This window comes from Duganella kummerowiae, assembly GCF_053572355.1.
Map to the genome: position 1 here is coordinate 332,112 of NZ_JBKFEH010000011.1, position 19,289 is coordinate 351,400.

Consider the following 19,289-nt stretch of genomic DNA (forward strand, 5'->3'; position numbering starts at 1 on the left):
GCGGCCTATTCCTGCTCATGTTGAAACGGGTTCTGAAGCAATACGCCGCGCCGGTCACATGCCGGTATAAAAATTGCTGTATAAAGCACTTTTACCCAGGGTTGCGCGTTTGGAGCGGGCTCTCTAGCGATGTTTAAACGGTTTTCGATTACCTTCTGGGCCACGGTCTTTGTCGGCGTGGTCTGCGTGTCCCTGGTGGCCATCGATGGATGGCGCAGCTGGAACGCGCGCGCCGAACATTTGCTGGACATGGAGCGGGTCACGTCCAACCTGGCGCGGTCCATGGCGCAGCAGGCCAACGACACCATCAAGGCCACCGACGTGGTGCTGGCCGATATCGTCGAACGCATCGAGACCGACGGCAGCGGCAAGGAGGCGCTGGCGCGGGTGCAGGCCCAGATGATGGCGCAGCTGGACAACCTGCCGCAGCTGGCGGGACTGGCGGTGTTCGACAGCGAGGGCCGCTGGATGGTCAACTCACGCGCCCTCGCCACGTCCGCCGCCAACAACGCCGACCGCGAATACTTCGTCTACCACCGCGAGCACGCCCAGCGCGGTGCCCACGTCGGCCTGCCGATCAAGAGCCGCTCCAATGGCAAGTGGATCATTCCGGTGTCGCGCCGCATGAACAAGTCCGACGGCGGCTTCGGCGGAGTGGCGGTGGCCACCCTGGACGTCGATTACTTCCGCCGCTTCTACCAGAGCTTCGACATCGGCAAGCGCGGTTCGGTGGCGCTGCTGTCGAACGAGGGGGTGATCCTGCTGCGCCGTCCGTTCGGCGACGAATTCATCGGGCGCGACATCCGCGCCAGCGAAATGTACAGCGCCTACCTGGCCGCCGGCACGCACAGCACCGGCAGCTACGTCTCGCCGCAGGACGGCGAACTGCGGCTGGGCAGCTTCCAGCCGCTGGAGAACTATCCGCTGTACGTGACGGCCGCCCTGTCCAAGGAGGAGATGCTGGAGCGCTGGCGTTCCGACACCTTCCTGCATTCGCTGGGCGTGATGCTGCTGGCGGTGCTGCTGGGCTTTTTCGGCAAGCGCCTGGTCGGCCAGATCGGCCTGCGGCTGCAGGCCGAGACCGAGCTGCTGCAGACCCGCGACGCGCTGGAAAGCGTCAACCGCACGCTGGAGCGCCAGGCCATGCAGGACGGCCTGACCGGGCTGGCCAACCGGCGCCAGTTCGATGTCACCCTGGGCAATGAATTCAGCCGCGCCATGCGCTACCAGACCACGCTGGCCTTCATCATGATAGACGTCGACTACTTCAAGCAATACAACGACTTGTACGGCCACGGCGCCGGCGACGATTGCCTGCGCGCGGTCAGCAAGCTGATACGGGCCGTCACGCCCAAGCGGCCCGGGGACCTGACAGCGCGCTACGGCGGCGAGGAAATCGGCATCCTGCTGCCCAACACCGACGCCGAAGGCGCGCGCGCCGTGGCCGAGCGCATCCGCACCGCCATCGGCGAGCTGCGCCTGGCGCACAGCGCCAGCCCGTTCGGCTATGTCACCCTGAGCGCGGGCGTGGCCACCCTGCGCCCGCAGCGCGGCGTGCACTTGGCGTCCATGCTGGTGGAAGCGGCCGACAAGGCCCTGTACGCGGCCAAGTCGGCCGGCCGCAACCGGGTGGTGGCGGGCGGCGTGGATGCTGTCCCGGACGCGGCGCCGGAGGCGCCGTCCAGCGCTGCCTCCAGCGCCGTTGCAAACACCCCAGGCCCGTCACCGTGACGCCCTGGGGTGTGGCCGCGGTGGATGGCGCGGCCACGCTCAACGCGGGCTGGCCGCTGGTGCAGCCTGCCGCCGGGGGAGGCCGGCGCTTCCAGCCTGGCCGATGCACCAGCCATGGAGCGTTCCAGCCCGTGCATCCCCGGTCACGGCCTGCGGCGTGCCTGCTCGCGGTTCAGCGCGACACCGGTCCCGGCCGCAGCAGCGCCAGGCTGGCCAGCCAGCCGATCACGGGCGAGGCGCCGAAGCCCAGCACCGGATGGGGGTAGTTGGCGTAGGCGCCGGCCAGCACCAGGCCGCACCAGAAGGCCGCCAGCGCCAGCGGTGCGGCCGCTGGCGGGGCCTGGCGCGCCGCCAGCAGGAAGGGCAGCGGCAGGCTGGCCAGGGCCAGCATGGCCAGCAGCCCGAGCGGCGTCGAGGCATGCAGGCTGTGCGCCACCAGGCCCTCCACCCAGGGGACGGCGGGCAGGGTATCGGGGCGGGCCAGGGACCAGGCCGCCAGTAGCCAGGCCAGCAGGCACACCGGCCACAGCCGGCGAGCCGCTCGCTTGCGCACCAGTACGATGGCCGCCAGCGCTGCCGCCAGCGCCAGGCTGGCGGCGCCATCCCATCCCAGTCCCAGGGCCAGCACCACGCAGGCGGCGGCGGCCGTTTCGCGCCAGCCGATGTCTCCCTCCGCCAGGGCTGCCATGAACAGCGGCGCCGCCAGCGAGGCCGGATGCAGCAGCAAGGGGCCGGCGCGCAGCCAGCGCCGCGCGCCTTCGATATCGGTACCGGCGCAAGCGACGGCAAGCGCCAGCACCACCATGGCAGCCAGCACCCAGCCGCGCGGTGGCGGGCGCCAGCGCAGCAGGCCATGGAGGATGGCGCCGATAACGAATGCGCCCGCCTGCATCTGCAGGGCGCGTGGCGGCGCGCCGGCGGCGGCCATGGCGGCCAGGCTGGCGCCGCAGCAAAACAGGACGTGTGCCATGAGGCGGTAAGGCATGCCGGGTTCCTATCGGTGTGTGGTGGTTGCCTATGCTAACACCAGCCTGCCAGGTATCCCTGCTTCGCCGCCGGGCGGCTGACTCGTCCCCCGGCTACCAGCACCCATTGCTTGCGCTGCTCAGAATTCCTCCCATTCGTCGCCATTGGCGTGGGCGCCTGCTCCTGCGGCGGGTTTGGCCGCCGCAGGCCTGGCGGCGGGACGCGTGGCTGCCGACCGCGCCGCCGGACGCCTGGCCGGTGTGGCGGCATGGGCGGGGGCCGCCAGCGCCGGCTTGGCGGGGCTGGCCGCCGGCCTGGCTGGCGCGGCGGGCGGGGCCGCCATCGCGCCGGCGCGCGCTCCATCGGAGGCCAGCTGGAACACACTGACCACGCGCGACTGGTTGGCGGCCTGCTCCTGCAGGGCCTCGGCGGCGGCAGCCGCCTGCTCGACCAGCGCCGCGTTCTGCTGGGTCACGGTATCCATTTCGCTGATGGCCTGGTTGATCTGCTCGATGCCGCGTATCTGCTCGTCGCTGGCCGCCGCGATGTCCTGCATGATGTCGGTCACACGCTGCACGCTGGCGACGATTTCCGTCATGGTGCTGCCGGCTTCCGCCACCTGGCGCGAGCCTGCCTCCACCTTGCCGACCGAATCGTCGATCAGCTCCTTGATCTCCTTGGCCGCCGTGGCGCTGCGCTGGGCCAGGGTGCGCACCTCGGACGCCACCACCGCGAAGCCGCGCCCCTGCTCGCCGGCGCGCGCCGCTTCCACCGCCGCGTTCAGCGCCAGGATGTTGGTCTGGAAGGCGATGCCGTCGATCACGCCGATGATGTCGGCGATATTGCGCGAGGAGGTGCTGATCGACTCCATGGTCGACACCACCTGGTTCACCATCTCTCCACCCTTGACCGCCACCGCCGATGCGGTGGCCGCCAGCTGATTGGCCTGGCGCGCATGCTCGGTATTCTGCTTGACGGTGCCGGTCAGCTCTTCCATCGAGGAGGCGGTTTCCTCCAGCGAGCTGGCCTGCTGTTCGGTGCGCCGCGACAGGTCGTGGTTGCCGGTCGAGATCTCGGTGCTGGCGGTGGCGATGGTGTCGGCGCCTTGCCGCACCTCCGTGACGATCTTCACCAGCGCATCGTTCATCTCGTTCAGGGCCGCCAGCATCTGCCCGGTCTCGTCGCGCGAAATGCCTTGGATGCCGCTGCGCAGGTCGCCGCCGGCCACGCTGCGCGCGATGCGCACGGCGCGCCGCAGCGGCAGCACGATGGCCTGGCTCAGTATCCAGGCCAGGGCCATGGCCAGGATCACGGTCAGCAGGCCGCCGTAGACCAGGATATTGCCGGTGCGGGTCTGCAGCGCCTCGGCCTCGGCCGCGCGCGTGGCCATCAGCGCGTTTTCCGTGTCGCTGATTTCCCTGAGGATGGCGCGCATGCCGTCCATGCCGGCGCGTCCGCGTCCCTCGCGTTCGAAGGCCAGCAGAGGGTCTATGCTGCCGCCGTCATTGGCCTTGGCGCGCAGCGCCAGCACCGGCTCCACCGCCTTGCTGAACCAGTCCGCCTGCGCCTGCTCCAGCTTGCGCAGGCGGTCCTGCTGGGCCGGATTGTCGGCGGTCAGCTTGCGGGCTTTTTCCAGATGATCCTTGAAGGCGGCCTGGCCGGCCTGCAGCGGCGCCAGCGACGCCTGCTCGCCGGTGAGCGCATAGCCGCGTTCCCCGGTCTCCATGTTCAGCAGCGCTTCCAGCAAGTCCTGGGTTTCCGCCATCACCTGGTGCGTGTGGTTGTTCCACTCGTTGGCGCGGGACAGATGCGAAAAATTGGTGTAGGCGGTCACCAGCAGGATGACCAGGATGAGGACCACCGCGCTGAAGCCGAGGTAGAGTTTGCGTGTGATGCTGATATCGGAAAGCCGCATGCTGGAGTCTCCTGCATTGCATGGTAAAAGTGATGCGGCGGCCCCGCCGCAGGGGAAAACACTCTAGCACTTTTGCCGGCTTCGCGATGTATGGTGCTGCATGCGCGCCACAGGGCGCGCATTTGTTCAGGACAGGCGCAGCGCCAGCGCCGCCAGCGTCACCAGCAGCACCGGCACGGTCAGCACCACGCCGGCGCGGAAGTAGTATCCCCAGGAGATGTGGATGCCTTTGGCGTCCAGCACGTGCAGCCACAGCAGGGTGGCCAGGCTGCCGATGGGCGTGATCTTGGGACCGAGGTCGCTGCCGATCACGTTGGCGTACACCATGGCTTCCTTGACCGCGCCGGTGGCGCCGGCCGCGTCCACCGACAGTGCGCCGATCAGCACCGTGGGCAGGTTGTTCATGATGGACGACAGCACGGCGGTCAGCAGGCCGGTGCCCATGGCCGCGCCCCACACGCCATGGCGCGCGCACTGGTCCAGCGCCGCCGTCAGGTAGCCCGTCAGGCCGGCGTTGCGCAGGCCATACACCACCAGGTACATCCCCAGCGAAAACAGCACGATCTGCCACGGCGCCTCGCGCAGCACCTCGCGGGTGGGGATCACGTGGCCGCGCGCGGCCACCGCCAGCAGCACCAGGGCGCCGGCCGAGGCGATGGCGCTGACCGGGACGCCTTTGTCCTCCAGCCAGAAAAAGCCCAGCAGCAGGGCGCCCAGCACCCACCAGCCGGTGATGAAGGTGGCGCGGTCGTGCACCGCCTCGGCCGGCTGCTTGAGCTGGGCCAGGTCGTAGTCGGCCGGGATGGCGGACCGGAAGAACAGCAGCAGCACCAGCAGGGTGGCGGCGACGGCGGCCAGGTTCACCGGCGCCATCACGGCCGCATAGCGCGCGAAGCTGATGCCGAAGTAGTCGGCCGAGACGATGTTGACCAGGTTGGACACCACCAGCGGCAGGCTGGCCGTATCCGACACGAAGCCGGCCGCCATCACGAAAGCCAGGGTGGCGCGGGCATCGAAGCGCAGCGCGCGCAGCATGGCCACCACGATGGGCGTGAGGATCAGGGCGGCGCCGTCGTTGGCGAACAGCGCCGAGACGGTGGCGCCCAGCAGCACCAGCAGGATGAACAAACGGCGCCCGCTGCCGCCGCCCCAGCGCGCCACGTGCAGCGCGGACCATTCGAAGAAGCCGGCCCGGTCCAGCAGCAGGCTGTAGATGATGATGGCGATGAAGGTGACGGTGGCGTTCCACACGATGTGCCACACGGCGGGTATGTCGGCTACGTGGATGACGCCGGCCAGCAGGGCCACGGCGGCGCCGGCGCAGGCGCTCCAGCCTATGCCCAGGCCGCGCGGCTGCCAGATGACGAGGACGAGGGTGGCGAGAAAGATCAGGAAGGCGGTCAGCACGGTTTCAGGGGTTGGGGTAACATGGTTTTTTCATCTATCTTACCGGAGACTCGGCAATGGCGTCCTTACTTGACATTCCCCTCAAAAAAATCGACGGCGGCGAGGACACCCTGGCCCGGCACAAGGGCAAGGTGCTGCTGGTGGTGAACGTGGCCTCCAAGTGCGGCCTGACGCCGCAGTACGCCGGCCTGGAAAAGCTGTACCAGGAACAGCGCGCCCAGGGCCTGGAAGTGCTGGGCTTCCCGGCCAATGACTTCAAGGGCCAGGAGCCGGGCACCGACGCCGAGATCCAGGAATTCTGCTCGCTGAACTACGACGTGAAGTTCCCGCTCTATTCCAAGATTTCCGTGCTGGGACCAGACCAGCATCCGCTGTACGCCGAACTGACCCGCGCCCAGCCCGAAGCCATCGGCGAAGGACCGTTCCGCGAGCGCCTGACCCAGTACGGCGTGCATCCGGAGAACAAGCAGGACGTGCTGTGGAATTTCGAGAAATTCCTCATCAGCCGCGATGGCAAGGTGGTGGCGCGCTTCTCTCCCGACGTCACGGCCGAGGACCCGCGCCTGCTGCGCGCCATCGAGGTCGAGCTGGCCAAATAACGATGTGTCGCGCGGGCGCGATAGCGCGACCCGCCCCCGGTCCTGACCCGCTGCAGCGGGCCAGGTCACGTCTGCTGCAGCCTCCGCATGGCGGCCTGCAACCGCATCAGGCAGCACAGGCAACCCAGTGAAAACACGGCCCCGCTCAGCAGCGTCAGGTGGTAGTCGTGGCCGGAGCCGTCCAGTATCGGTCCTTGCGCGCTGCTGACCAGGATGTTGCCGAACACGACCATCAAGTCCTTGGTGGAGTTGTACTGCACGAAGCGGGCGTGCGGGAACAGGGCCATGGGCAGCGAGGCGGCCGCCGTGAAGTAGGCCCCGGAAATCATGATGTGGGCCAGATAGAACACGCGGAAGCTGGCGGCATCGTGCAACAGCACATAGCCGGCCCCGGCCGCCGCGCAGTACAGGCCCATGAACAGCAGCGACAGCCGCAGCGCACCGTAGCGGTCCACCAGCCAGCCGATGCCGAAGGCCGACACGATGGATACCGAGTAGCCCCAGGCCGTCAGGCTGCCCAGCGTGGCCTTGCTGATGCCGCTCTCGTGGGCGTAGTACTGGTAGAAGGTGTTGAAGGGGCTGAAGGTGACGCTGGCCAGCATGAAGGCCGCCACCGTCCACCAGAACGGGCGCTGCGCAAAACACGCCAGGATGTGGGTGCGCGGCACGGCCAGGGTGCGCCGCGCGCTGCTGCTGGTGCTGCTGGGTGCTTCGGCCGCGCCGGGGTAGCGCACCTCGCGCACCATCACGCACATGAGCACGATGGCGGCCCCGTACACCAGCGCGGTGCCGGCCAGCACGCTGTACAGGTGATGGTCGGTGAGCGCAAACACCCAGCTGTTGAAGGCGATCCCCACCCCCAGGCTGATGACGCGGATGCCGGCGTAGAAGCGTCCCAGCAGGCCGCTGGGCACGACGTCGTTGACCAGTCCGCTGTACAGCGAGGCGGTGCTGACGGCGGCGCATTCGAAGCTGGTCCAGAACAGGCCGAACCAGATCAGGTTGCAGCTGCGCGGGCCGGGCGACCAGGCCCCCAGCGCCGCATGCGTCCAGGCGCCCAGCAGCGGCGTGCAGGCCAGGCCCAGCAGGGCGGCGCAGCCGACCGGCGCCACCGCCAGCAGGAAGGGGCGGCGCCGGCCCCAGCGGCTGCGGCTGCGGTCCGAGTGGTAGGCGATCAGCGGCACTAGCAGCACGCTCAGCAGGGCGGGCAGGGTGGACAGCAGCAGCGAGGTGACGGTGTCGGAGGCGCCATTACGGCGCAACAGTTCCAGCCCGCTGGGCAGGGCGGCGCGGTCACGCATCACCATGCCGAGGTCACCCACCAGCAGCCAGAAGATGACAGCCGCCAGCCCGGCCGCGCCCATTGGAACGGCCAGCGCAGCCGCCGCGCCGGCCTGCGCCTTTGCCGTGCCCGGCCCACCCTGCGCCGCAGGCGCAACAGCGGCAGGCTGCGCTGCGCCGCTGCGATCGTGTGCGGCCTGGCCGGCGCTGTCCTCAATAGCGTCCCGGTCCGGCACCAGGCCGGCGGACGACGCGGTGCGGGCGGAGGCCATCAGGCCGTCGGCTGCTGCCGCGCTGCGGGAACCGGACCGGTGGAATTGCGCACCACCAGCTCCATGGGGAAGGCGTACTTGCCCGGCACCCGCTCGGCGCCATCGATCAGCGCCACCACCTCGGCCACGGCGCGCACCGCCATGTCGGCCAGCGGCTGGCGCATGGTGGTCAGGCGCGGATAGACCCCGACCGAGGTCGGGATATCGTCGAAGCCGATCACCGAGATATCGTCCGGCACCTTGAGGCCCCGGCTGTGGATGGCGTCGATGGCGCCGAACGCCATCTCGTCGTTGGCGGCAAAGATGGCGGTGGGCGGCTGGTCCAGCGCCAGCAGCTGTTCGGTGGCGTGCAGCCCGCCTATCTGGGCAAAAGCGCCATCGACCACCAGGGCCGGATCGACCGGCAGCCCGGCCGCCAGCAGGGCGTCGGCATAGCCGCGGTGGCGCTCGGCGCTTTGGCCGGTGTGCGGGCTGCCGGCGATGAAGGCGATGCGGCGGTGGCCCAGCCCCAGCAAATGCTCGACCGCCGTGCGCGCGCCGATGCGGTTCTGCACCGCGACGATGGGCAGGCCGATGTCGCGCGCATCGAAGCTGACCAGCACCGAGGGGAAGGCTTGCTGCTCCAGCATGGTCAGGTAGTTGTCGGCGCCGTTGGGCATGACCAGCAGCAGGCCGTCGCACAGCTTGCGCAGCATGTCACAGGTGCCCAGGCGCTCCGGGCTGTCGAAGCGCTCGGCGTTGAACAGCAAAATATCGTAGCCCATGCGGCGCGCCTCGGTGCTGATGGCCTTGGTGATCTCGTGCAGCACCAGCGAACCGTAGTTGGTGACGAACAGGCCGATCAGCCTGCTCTTGTCGCCGCGCATGCGGCGCGCCAGCATGTCGGGCGTGTAATTGAGCTGGGCGGCGGCCGCCATGATGCGTTCGCGCGCCGCTTCCGACACATAGCCGTTGCCGCGGATGGCGCGCGAAGCGGTGATGGGCGAGACCCCGGCGAGCTTGGCGACCTCGCTCAATTTGGTGGATTTCTGCATGTTTCTGTCTCCTGTGTGGTCACGATACCACATCGCGGATTTTTCTTAAACGCTTAAAAATCAGGCGTTTACATTTTGCTCAAAAAAATGATTGTGCGCATGAGTTTTTCATGTGGTAGCGTGACCATACAAAAACAACATTGTGTTCACTTGGAGACAGCTATGAAGAAAACGATATTGGCCAGCGTCCTGCCCTTGGCGCTGGCGGCCGCTTACGGGGACGCGGCAGCGCAGCAAGCCAACGCCGAGGCCAATGCGCAGGTCGGCGCGGCCACGCCGCAGGCGCCGGCCGCTGAAGCAGCTCAGGTTGCACCGGCGGCGCCGCCTGCCGACGCCGCGCCCAGCACCACCGTGGTGGTGACGGGCTTCCGTTCCAGCCTGCAGAAGGCGCTCAACCTCAAGCAGCAAGCCATTGGCGTGCGCGATTCCATCGTTGCCGAGGACATCGGCAAATTCCCGGAGGCGAACGTGGCCGAGTCGCTGCAGCGCGTGCCGGGCGTGATCCTGAACCGCGACGAATCCTCGGGCGAGGGCCAGCGCATTTCAATCCGCGGCCTGCCCACCGAATACTCGGTCACCACCCTGAACGGCGCGCCGGTCAACACCACTTCCACCGCCACCATCGGCTCGGCGGCGCGCGGCTTCAACTACGACGTGTTCGCGTCCGAGCTGTTTGGCCGGGTCGACTTCTACAAGTCGCCGCTGGCCGAGCTGACCGAGGGCGGCCTGGGCGGCGTGGTCGACCTGCAAACCCCGCGCCCCTTCGACAATCCCAAGCGCACCATCCGCTACGGCCTGACCGACACCTACAATACGGCCTCCAAGCACAATGACCCGAATGGCTTCGTGCTGTACTCGAACACCTGGGACAACCTGGGCTTCCTGATCGGCGCCTCACATTCGGGCAGCGTCAACACCCGTTCCGGCTTCGAAGCCACCGGCGGCTACAACAGCTCGGCCAATGGCAGCGCCAGCCCGGTCAAAGGCAACTTCGCCCTGGCGCTGGACTTCAACAGCCCGCTGGCCAACCTGGGCGGCTACACCCGCGACCAGGTGGCCAACGCCTTCCTGCCGCGTATCTACCGCTTCTACGGTTCACAGAACGAGCGCACCCGCGACGGCCTGGTGTCCTCGGTGCAGTGGAAGACATCGACCCTGAACGTCAGCTTCGACACCATGTACTCCAAGCTGGAGAACACCCGCGCGGAACAGCTGTTCGGCATCCTGGTGCGCAGTACCGCCACCACCAACCGCAACGCGCCGGTGGGCGCCTCCGGCAACAATGGCCTGATCCCGCTCAACGTGAAGATAGACCCGGCCACCAACCTGCTGACCGGCACTTTCGGCAACACCACCTACAATGCCGGCGCCGGTTATACCGAGGACGAGACCAAGTTCGGCTACGGCGCCCTGAACGCCAGCTGGAAGGCCAGCCCGCGCCTGACCCTGAGCGGCCAGGCCAGCCTGAACCAGAGCACCGCCACCAGCGCCACCGGCCAGCTGTCTGGCTACATCTACGGCGCCACCTCCACCATCGACTACGGCAGCGACCACGTCTACCCATCGATTTCCTCGCCCACCAGCTACACCGATCCGAACAACTGGAGCGGCTTCACCATCAGCAGCGGCTGGACCAAGGAAACCGACAAGGGCAAGCAGCTGCGCACCGCCGCCGACCTCGATTACGACCTGCCCGGCGGCTGGACCGGGCACCTGAAGACCGGTTTGTCGTATGTGGCCACCACCAAGGGCGTCAACAAGCGCAACGGCACGGCGCCGGCCACGGCCAAGTTGAACAGCATAGGCGCGGCCGGCCTGCGCAGCGCCATGACCAGCACCCTGCCGATCAACAATCTGGACTTCGGCGCCGGCTGGCCGCACAGCTGGGCCACCTGGAACAGCGATTACTTCTATTCGCAGTTCGACCCCAATGTGTATTCGAACGAGTCGACCTTCCAGCCTTCGCAAAGCTTCGCTGCCGAGGAGGATGTGAAAACCGCCTTCATCCAGTCCGACTTCAAGGGCGAGATCGGCGGCCGCGAGCTGCGCATCAACGCCGGCCTGCGCTACTCGCAGACCGAAACCAAGATCGACAACTTCAAGCAGAAGGGCGCCAGCCTGGCCTATTCGCCCAACCACGAACAGGGCTCGTACCACAACCTGCTGCCGGCCCTGAGCAGCGCGCTGGACGTGACGGACAGCCTGATCTGGCGCGCCTCCTACGGCAAGACCATCACGCGCGCCTCGCTGTCCATCATCGCCGCGCAGACGGTGATCCCCAACCAGTTCGACACCACGGCCACCTCGGGCAACCCGGGCCTGCGTCCGCAGCAGTCCAAGAACCTGGACACCAGCCTGGAATGGTATTTCAAGCCCGGCAGCCTGCTGTCGGCCGCGCTGTTCCAGAAAAAGCTGACCGACGCCACCGTGGCCAACACCCGCGTGGTGACCTTCGGTTCGCTGGGCCTGCCCGACACCGCCCTGGGCCCCCTGTTCCAGGACGCCAATGGCCGCGTCGACCCCAACCTGGCGATGACGCTCAAGACCTACACCAACGCCGGCGAGCAAACCCTGAAAGGCTACGAACTGGCCTACCAGCAGGCCTTCAGCTTCCTGCCGGCGCCGTGGAACGGCCTGGGCGCGCTGGCCAGCTACACCCACATCAACCCCTTCAACAGCGTGCCCTGGGTGACCAACGCCGGCAAGGTGATCGACGTGAACTCGGTGCCCAAGTATGCCTACAGCACCACGGTGTACTTCGAGAGCGGCCCGTGGGCGGCGCGCATGTCCTATAACTACAAGGACAAGTCGCTGCATCCGGACAGCCCGCGCAACCTGGGCGACGACCTGATACGCTGGCGCGCCGGCCGTGGCTACCTGGACGCCAACATCAGCTACAAGATCAGCGACAGCCTGGAACTGCGCATCGATGCGCTCAACCTGAGCAACACCCTGGCCTACGACTACTTCGAGGATGCCAGCGGCAAGTATGGCAGCGGCAAGAAGACGCGCATGGACTACGCCAAGTATGATGGCCGCACCATCAAATTCGGGATCAGGGGCAAGCTGTGATGCAAGGATGCGGACTGTGAGGCAGTGGGGCGCCGCGCTGGCGCTTGCGCTGCTGGTGTCGGGCTGCGCTGTCACGGCCGGTGCGCAGGCGCCGGCCGTGGCGGACGCGGTGCAGGTGGAGGTGGGGCCGGGCTGGGCGCGCAATTCGGTGAACGCCGTGGTGTTCCGCAAGAACTCCCTGGTCACCGATGGCGATACGCAGTACATCGCGTATTACGACGGCGAGGGCCGCGTGGTGCTGGGCAAGCGCATGCTGGGCCAGTCCGCGTGGACCCTGCGCCAGACCCAGTATGGCGGCAACGTGGCCGACGCCCACAACAGCATCAGCATCATGGTCGATGGCGCCGGCGTGCTGCACGTGGCCTGGGACCATCACAACAACGCGCTGCATTACGCGCGCGCGCTGGCGCCGGGATCGCTGGAGCTGGGTCCGCAGCAAGCCATGGTGGGGCGCGACGAGCGCTCGCTGTCCTACCCCGAGTTCTTCCGCCTGCCGGACGGGAATCTGCTGTTCCTGTACCGCGACGGCGGCTCGGGGCGCGGCAACCTGGTGGCCAACCGCTATGACACGGCCAGCGGCGCCTGGACCCGGCTGCAGGATAACCTCATCAGCGGGGAGGGCAGGCGCAGCGCCTACTGGCAAGCCTTTGTCGACCACCTGGGGACCATCCATGTGTCGTGGGTGTGGCGCGAATCGCCGGACGTGGCCAGCAACCACGACATGGCCTACGCCCGCTCGCGCGACGGCGGCCGGACCTGGGAACGCTCGGACGGCACGCCGTACGCGCTGCCCATCACGGCGGACAGCGCGGAATACGCGGCGCGCATCCCGCAGCACAGTGAGTTGATCAACCAGACCTCGATGGCGGCCGACCGTGATGGCCGCCCCTACATCGCCAGCTACTGGCGCGCGGCCGGATCGGCCGTGCCGCAGTACCGGGTGCTGTACCGCGACGGACAGGGCTGGCGCCAGCTGGCGCTGGACTTCCGCAAGACGCCGTTCTCGCTGGGCGGCATGGGCACCAAGGCGATCCCGATCGCGCGTCCGCAGATCATGGTGGAAGTGCGGCGCGAACAGCCGTCCGGCCTGCTGGTGTTCCGCGACGAGGAGCGCGGCAGCCGGGTCTCGGTGGCGCGCATCGCCGACTTCCGCCAGGCCCGCTGGGACGTGCTGGACCTGACGCAGGAATCGGCCGGCTCCTGGGAGCCCAGCTTCGACACCGAACTGTGGCGCCGCGACGGCCAGCTGCACCTGTTCCTGCAGCCGGTGCTGCAAGTGGACGGCGAGGGCAGCTCGAATGCGGCGCCGACCATGGTCAAGGTGCTGCAATGGACTGCCGTCCCGAATTAAACTCTACGCAAGGATCATGATGAAACGACGACTGTACCTGAAGGCCGCGCTGGCCGGCGCCGCCGCGCTGGCCGGCGGCTGCACCGGCACCATGGCGACCGCGCCGAGGGCCGACACGCCGCGCGCCCGCGCGCTTGGCACAGGCCTGGTCCCGGTGCTAGACGCGCTGCGCCGCGCCAACGATTACTGGCAACGCACCCACGCGCCGCAGCTGTGGAGCTTCTGGGACGTGGCGGCCTACCACACCGGCAACATGGAAGCCTACTTCCTGACCCGCGACGCGCGCTACCTGCAGTACTCTACTGCCTGGGCCGAGCACAATCAATGGAGCTCGGCCCGCTCCAGCGTCAAGGCAGAGTGGAAGTACAACTACGGCGAAACCCCGGAACATGTGATGTTCGGCGACTGGCAGGTGTGCTTCCAGACCTACGCCGACCTGTACACGCTGGCGCCCGATCCGCGCAAGATCGCCCGCGCCCGCGAGGTGATGGAATACCAGATGAGCACCCCCAACAACGATTACTGGTGGTGGGTGGATGGCCTGTACATGGTGATGCCGGTCATGACCAAGCTGTACAAGATCACCGGCAATCGCCAGTACCTGGACAAGCTGCACGAATACTTCCTGTTCGCCGACCAGCTCATGTACGACAAGGACGCGGGCCTGTACTACCGCGACGCCAAATACCTCTACCCGAAACACAAGAGCGCCAACGGCGGCAAGGACTTCTGGGCGCGCGGCGATGGCTGGGCCTTTGCCGCCTTCGCCAAGGTGCTGCGCGACGTGCCCGACGGTCCGCTGCGCACGCTGGTGCTGGAGCGCTACCGCGCCATGGCGCGCGCACTCAAGGACTGCCAGCAGCCCGAGGGTTACTGGGCGCGCAGCCTGCTCGATCCGGCCCAGGCGCCGGGACCGGAGAGCAGCGGCACGGCATTTTTCACCTTTGGCTATATGTGGGGCATCAATCAGGGTATCCTGAGCGCCGACGACTACCTGCCGGTGGTGCGCAAGGCCTGGAACTTCCTGAGCCGCGACGCATTGCAGGCCGATGGCAAGCTCGGTTATGTGCAGCCGATCGGCGAGCGCGCCATTCCCGGGCAGGTGGTGGACAAGGAATCGACCGCCTCCTTCGGCGTCGGCGCCTTCCTGCTGGCCGCCTGCGAGCTGGCCCGCTACCTACAATCGGAGACCGCATGAAAAAACTGAGCACCACCCGCCGCCGCCATCTGAAAAGTACCGGAGCCCTGCTGGGCGCCGCCATCCTTCCGGGCGCCGCGCGCGCCGCCGTTCCCGCCGCCATGGCGGAAAAAGCCGCCGCCCAGCCATCGCGCTTCGCCATCGGCAAGGACGCCTTCCTGCTGGACGGCGCCCCGCTGCAGATACGCTGCGGCGAGATGCACTTTGCCCGCGTCCCGCGCGAATACTGGGAACACCGGCTGCGCGCCGTCAAGGCCATGGGCCTGAACACCGTGTGCGCCTACCTGTTCTGGAATTACCACGAATGGCGCGAAGGGAAGTACGACTGGAGCGGCCAGCGCGACGCCGTCGAATTCTGCCGCGCGGCCCAGAAGCTGGGCCTGTGGGTGATACTGCGTCCCGGTCCCTACGCCTGCGCCGAGTGGGAAATGGGCGGCCTGCCATGGTGGTTGCTCAAGCATCCGGGCGACAGCTTCCTGCGCACCCGCGACCCGGCTTTTATTGAACCGGCCAAACGCTGGCTGCGCGAAGTGGGCCGCGTGCTCGGGCCCATGCAGGTCACGCGCGGCGGCCCCATCCTGATGGTGCAGGTCGAGAATGAATACGGCTTCTTCAGCGACGACCTCGATTACATGCGCGCCATGCGCCAGGCGACGGTGGACGCGGGCTTCGACGTGCCCCTGTTCCAGTGCAATCCGACCAATGCCGTGGCCAAGACCCATCTGCCGGAGCTGTACTCGGTGGCCAACTTCGGCAGCGATCCGGCCACCGGCTTCAAGGCGCTGGAGAAGGTGCAGCAGGGGCCCAGGATGTGCGGCGAATACTATTCCGGCTGGTTCGACACCTGGGGCGCGCCGCACCGGCGCGGCTCGGCCGACAAGGCGGTGGCCGATATCGCCTGGATGCTGAAGGAGGGCGGTTCCTTCAGCCTGTACATGGCGCACGGCGGCACCAGCTTCGGCTTGTGGGGCGGCTGCGACCGCCCGTTCCGGCCCGACACCAGCAGCTACGACTACGACGCGCCCATAGCCGAAGCCGGATGGACCGGCGACAAGTTCGCCGCCTACCGCGACGGCATCAAGCCCTTCCTGGCGGCCGGCGAACAGCTGCCGGCCGCCCCGGCGCGCAACGAGGTCATCACCATCCGGGCCTTCGCGCTGAAGGAATCGGCGCCGGTGCTGGCCAACCTGGGCCGGCGCGTGATCCGCGCCGCCACCCCGCAGCCCATCGAGCAGTACGACATCAGCCGTGGCCTGGTGTCCTACCGCGTTACCCTGCCGGCCGGTCCTGCCGGTGTGCTGAGCGCCGCCAAGGTGCGCGACCTGGCCTGGGTCCACCTGGACGGCAAGCAGGTCGGCACGCTGGACACGCGCCACCGCCGCTTCAAGGTGGCGCTGCCGGCGCGCAGCAAGCCTGCCACGCTGGAGATCCTGCTGTACACCATCGCGCGCGTGAACTTCGGCATCGAGATCCACGACCGCAAGGGCTTGCACGGCCCGGTCACCTTCACGGCCGAAGGCGGCGCCGCCCAGCCGGTGGAGAACTGGGAAATCCGCGCCATCGATTTCGACGCCGACGGCGTGCTGCCGCCGCTGCAGTGGAAGACCGGCCGTGCCCAGGGCGCCGCCTTCTGGCGCGCCAGCTTCGACGTGGCGCGTCCCGGCGACACCTTCCTCGACCTGTCCACCTGGGGCCAGGGCGTGGTGTGGATCAACGGCCGCTGCCTGGGGCGCTACTGGAGCATAGGCCCGACCCAGACCATGTACCTGCCCGGCCCCTGGCTCAAGCGCGGCCGCAACGAGGTGGTGGTGCTGGACCTGACCGGACCGCGCAGCGCGCGCCTGGCCGGACTGGCGGAACCCATCCTCGACCAGCTGCATCCGGAACTGGACCTGGCCCGTCCGCCCTCGACCGCCAAGCTGCTGCTGGACGGTGTGGCGCCGGCCCACCAGGGCAGTTTTGCTCCCGGTTCCGCCACCCAGGACGTGCGTTTCGATAAGCCGGTCACGGGGCGCCAATTCTGCCTGGAGTCGCTCAATGCCTTTGACGGCAAGGAGTACGCGGCGGTTGCCGAGATCGCGCTCCTGGGCGTGAACGGCAAGCCGCTCAACCAGTCCACCTGGACCATTGCCTACGCCAGCAGCGAAGAAGCCAAGAAGGAAGACGGCTCGGCCCTGAACGCCATCAATGGCCAGTCCACCGACTACTGGCACACGGCCTACAGCGGCGCGGCGCCGCATGCTGCACACCCGCACCGCATCGTGATCGACCTGGGCAAGCCGGTGGAAGTGGCCGGACTGCGCTACACGCCGCGCCAGGGACCGGAAGGCGTGACGGGGCGTATCAAGGATTACCGCGCCTACGTCGGCGACAAGCTGGTCAGCGAATGACGCCAGTGCAGGAAAATAATATCGTTAACTAAAATTACTCTTGGAGCGAGAATGGAACGACGACACTTCATGCGCACGGCCGTGGCGGCCTCGGCGCTGGCAGCGGGCGGCGGTGTGACGGCGGCGGCCTCGGCGGCCAGCGGCCAGGCAGGCGTGGCCGGGGCTGCGGGCGCTGCGACCGCGCCGGGCGGCGAACGTGCCTACCTGCTGGGCCTGCTGCAAAAGATGAGCGAGCCGGTGCTGTCCGCCATGTCGCAGGGCCAGCTGCGCAAAAAGTTCGCGCTGGAGCTGAGCCCGACCTGGGACGGGCGCGAATCCGGCGTTGCCTACCTGGAGTGCTTCGGCCGCCTGATCGCCGGCATCGCCCCGTGGCTGGCGCTGCCCGACGATGACAGCGCTGAGGGCCGCGCGCGCAAGCGCCTGCGCGAGCAGGCGCTGCAAAGCTATGCGCACTCGGTCGATCCGAAAAGTCCCGACTACCTGCTGTGGAAGGGCCACGGCCAGGCCCTGGTCGATTCGGCCTACTACACCAATGCCCTGATGCGCGCGCCCAAGGCCTTGTGGGAACCGCTGGATAAGGCTACCAAGCAGCGCATCATTGCCGAGATCAAGGGCTTGCGCCGGGTCGAGGCGCCGTACACCAACTGGCTGCTGTTCGCCGCCATGAACGAAGCCTGGCTGCTGTCCATCGGCGAGGAGCATGACCCCATCCGCATGAACGTGGCCATCCGCAAGGTGCTGGAATGGTACATGGGCGACGGCTGGATCAAGGATGGCGAGATCTTCCACTTCGATTACTACAACTCGTACGTGATCTATCCCATGCTGGTCGAGGTGCTGGAAGTGCTGGTCAAGTACAAGGGTCCGTTCAACGGCGGCAAGCCGGAGGAGATGCTGCCGCAGGCCTTGAAGCGCATGCAGCGCTACGGCGAGCACCTGGAGCGCTTCATTGGTCCGGACGGCGCCTATCCGCCCATAGGCCGCTCGCTGACCTACCGCACGGCGGCCTTCCAGCCGCTGGCGCTGATGGCCTGGCGCAAGCAGCTGCCGGCCAGCCTGCCGGAAGGCCAGGTGCGCAGCGCCCTGCACGCCGTGCACAAGGCGGTGTGGAGCGAGCCGTCCAACTTCACCAAGGATGGCTTCCTGACCCTGGGCTTCGTCGGCCACCAGCCCGAGCTGGCCGACTGGTACTCCAACAGTGGCAGCATGTACATCGCCTCGGAAGGCTTCCTGCCGCTGGGCCTGCCTGCCAGCGATTCCTACTGGACCGCTCCGGCGCTGGACTGGACCCAGAAAAAAGCCTTCAGCGCCCGCAAGTTCCCCAAGGACTACGCAGTGACGTATTAGTCGGGTGCGCCGGGGGCGGCGCTTTTTCGGTATCGTGGGGTTTTAGCCCACACGAAAAGCGAGCGCCGCCATGGATAACTGGAAAACCGTCGTCATCAAGGGCATGGTGCCGGGCACGGTGGCTGGGGTGGCCTCGGCTGCCGCGCTGGCGCTGTGCTCCAGCAAGGAAACCGGCAGCGCGCCGGCCGCCATGAACGCGGTCAGCCACTATGCCTGGGGCCGCGAAGCCTTCCAGCGCAACACGCCCAGCTGGAAATACACCCTGGTGGGCTACGCCTTCCACCACGCCAGCGCCCACTTCTGGGCCAGCATCTTCGAGCAAACCGCCGGCAAGGTGCTGGACCGCAAGTCGCCCGGCGCGACCCTGGCAGCGGGCATGGCAGCCTCGGCCGTGGCCTGCCTGGTTGATTACAAGGTGACCCCGCGCGCCCTGCATCCCGGCTACGAAAAACGGGTGTCGCGCCGCTCGCTGGCCGTGGTCTACACCGTGTTCGGACTCGGCCTGGCGCTGGGGGCCTGGCTGAACCGCGCCGGAGCACGATGAAGATAGTCTGCACAGGCTGGGGCTCGCTGATCTGGAAGCCGGCCAAGTTCGCCCGGTTGAACGGCCGCGTGCCGGACCTGGCGGAAGCGCTGGACTACCTGTCCGCCCTGCAGGGCCAGGCCCGCGACAAGGCCGAACAATACGTGCGCCCATCCCGGCGGACATCATGACACCCTACCGCG

At 67.7% G+C, this 19,289-nt stretch carries 14 protein-coding genes; 9 read left to right on the forward strand and 5 right to left on the reverse strand.

All coding sequences use genetic code 11. The features are described from left to right. Nucleotides 1–129: 129 nt before the first annotated feature. On the forward strand, nt 130–1,731 hold the full coding sequence (locus ACLB1G_RS17550; RefSeq protein ID WP_491628521.1) for a sensor domain-containing diguanylate cyclase: 1,602 nt from the start codon (nt 130–132) through the stop codon (nt 1,729–1,731). 172 nt (nt 1,732–1,903) lie between these two features. Here ACLB1G_RS17550 and ACLB1G_RS17555 read toward each other — a convergent pair whose 3' ends face one another. The 3 genes from ACLB1G_RS17555 to ACLB1G_RS17565 all read right to left on the reverse strand — a co-directional run bounded on the left by ACLB1G_RS17555 (nt 1,904) and on the right by ACLB1G_RS17565 (nt 6,019). Beyond that, a complete protein-coding gene (locus ACLB1G_RS17555; RefSeq protein ID WP_491628522.1) occupies nt 1,904–2,716 on the reverse strand; it encodes a hypothetical protein in 813 nt (270 codons plus the stop codon). Nucleotides 2,717–2,836: 120 nt separating this feature from the next. Continuing rightward, nucleotides 2,837–4,612, reverse strand: a complete 1,776-nt coding sequence (locus ACLB1G_RS17560; RefSeq protein WP_491628523.1) for a methyl-accepting chemotaxis protein — start codon at nt 4,610–4,612, stop codon at nt 2,837–2,839. 126 nt (nt 4,613–4,738) lie between these two features. Continuing rightward, nucleotides 4,739–6,019 carry an arsenic transporter gene (locus ACLB1G_RS17565; protein ID WP_491628524.1) on the reverse strand — a complete coding sequence of 427 codons (1,281 nt, stop codon included), beginning with the start codon at nt 6,017–6,019 and terminating at the stop codon, nt 4,739–4,741. A 56-nt stretch (nt 6,020–6,075) separates the two neighbouring features. Between ACLB1G_RS17565 and ACLB1G_RS17570 the strand changes: the two genes are divergently transcribed. Further along, entirely contained in the window at nt 6,076–6,618 is a 543-nt protein-coding gene (locus ACLB1G_RS17570; RefSeq protein WP_491628525.1) for a glutathione peroxidase, read from the forward strand. Between the two features lie 65 nt (nt 6,619–6,683). On the opposite strand, the gene ACLB1G_RS17575 is transcribed toward ACLB1G_RS17570, so the two are convergent. Continuing rightward, nucleotides 6,684–8,171 (reverse strand): MFS transporter, encoded by a 1,488-nt coding sequence (locus ACLB1G_RS17575; RefSeq protein ID WP_491628526.1) that lies wholly within the window; start codon nt 8,169–8,171, stop codon nt 6,684–6,686. Further along, nucleotides 8,171–9,205 (reverse strand): LacI family DNA-binding transcriptional regulator, encoded by a 1,035-nt coding sequence (locus tag ACLB1G_RS17580; RefSeq protein WP_491628527.1) that lies wholly within the window; start codon nt 9,203–9,205, stop codon nt 8,171–8,173. The genes ACLB1G_RS17575 and ACLB1G_RS17580 overlap by 1 nt, the downstream gene beginning before the upstream one ends. 162 nt (nt 9,206–9,367) lie before the next feature. On the opposite strand from ACLB1G_RS17580, the gene ACLB1G_RS17585 reads away from it, so the two are divergent. The 7 genes from ACLB1G_RS17585 to ACLB1G_RS17615 all read left to right on the forward strand — a co-directional run bounded on the left by ACLB1G_RS17585 (nt 9,368) and on the right by ACLB1G_RS17615 (nt 19,277). Then, the gene (locus ACLB1G_RS17585) at nt 9,368–12,277 is read left to right on the forward strand and encodes a TonB-dependent receptor (protein ID WP_491628528.1); all 2,910 of its coding nucleotides are present in this window, start codon (nt 9,368–9,370) and stop codon (nt 12,275–12,277) included. Between the two features lie 16 nt (nt 12,278–12,293). Further along, nucleotides 12,294–13,628, forward strand: coding sequence for a BNR repeat-containing protein (locus ACLB1G_RS17590; protein WP_491628529.1), 1,335 nt, complete (start codon nt 12,294–12,296; stop codon nt 13,626–13,628). Nucleotides 13,629–13,644: 16 nt separating this feature from the next. Next, nucleotides 13,645–14,826, forward strand: coding sequence for a glycoside hydrolase family 88/105 protein (locus tag ACLB1G_RS17595; protein WP_491628530.1), 1,182 nt, complete (start codon nt 13,645–13,647; stop codon nt 14,824–14,826). Further along, on the forward strand, nt 14,823–17,216 hold the full coding sequence (locus tag ACLB1G_RS17600) for a beta-galactosidase (protein ID WP_491628531.1): 2,394 nt from the start codon (nt 14,823–14,825) through the stop codon (nt 17,214–17,216). Before ACLB1G_RS17595 ends, ACLB1G_RS17600 begins: the two co-directional genes overlap by 4 nt. A 51-nt stretch (nt 17,217–17,267) precedes the next feature. Then, nucleotides 17,268–18,563, forward strand: coding sequence for a DUF2264 domain-containing protein (locus tag ACLB1G_RS17605; protein WP_491628532.1), 1,296 nt, complete (start codon nt 17,268–17,270; stop codon nt 18,561–18,563). 70 nt (nt 18,564–18,633) lie between these two features. Next, nucleotides 18,634–19,107, forward strand: a complete 474-nt coding sequence (locus ACLB1G_RS17610; protein WP_491628533.1) for a hypothetical protein — start codon at nt 18,634–18,636, stop codon at nt 19,105–19,107. Then, the gene (locus ACLB1G_RS17615; protein WP_491628534.1) at nt 19,104–19,277 is read left to right on the forward strand and encodes a hypothetical protein; all 174 of its coding nucleotides are present in this window, start codon (nt 19,104–19,106) and stop codon (nt 19,275–19,277) included. The genes ACLB1G_RS17610 and ACLB1G_RS17615 overlap by 4 nt, the downstream gene beginning before the upstream one ends. The last annotated feature ends 12 nt before the right edge of the window (nt 19,278–19,289 follow it).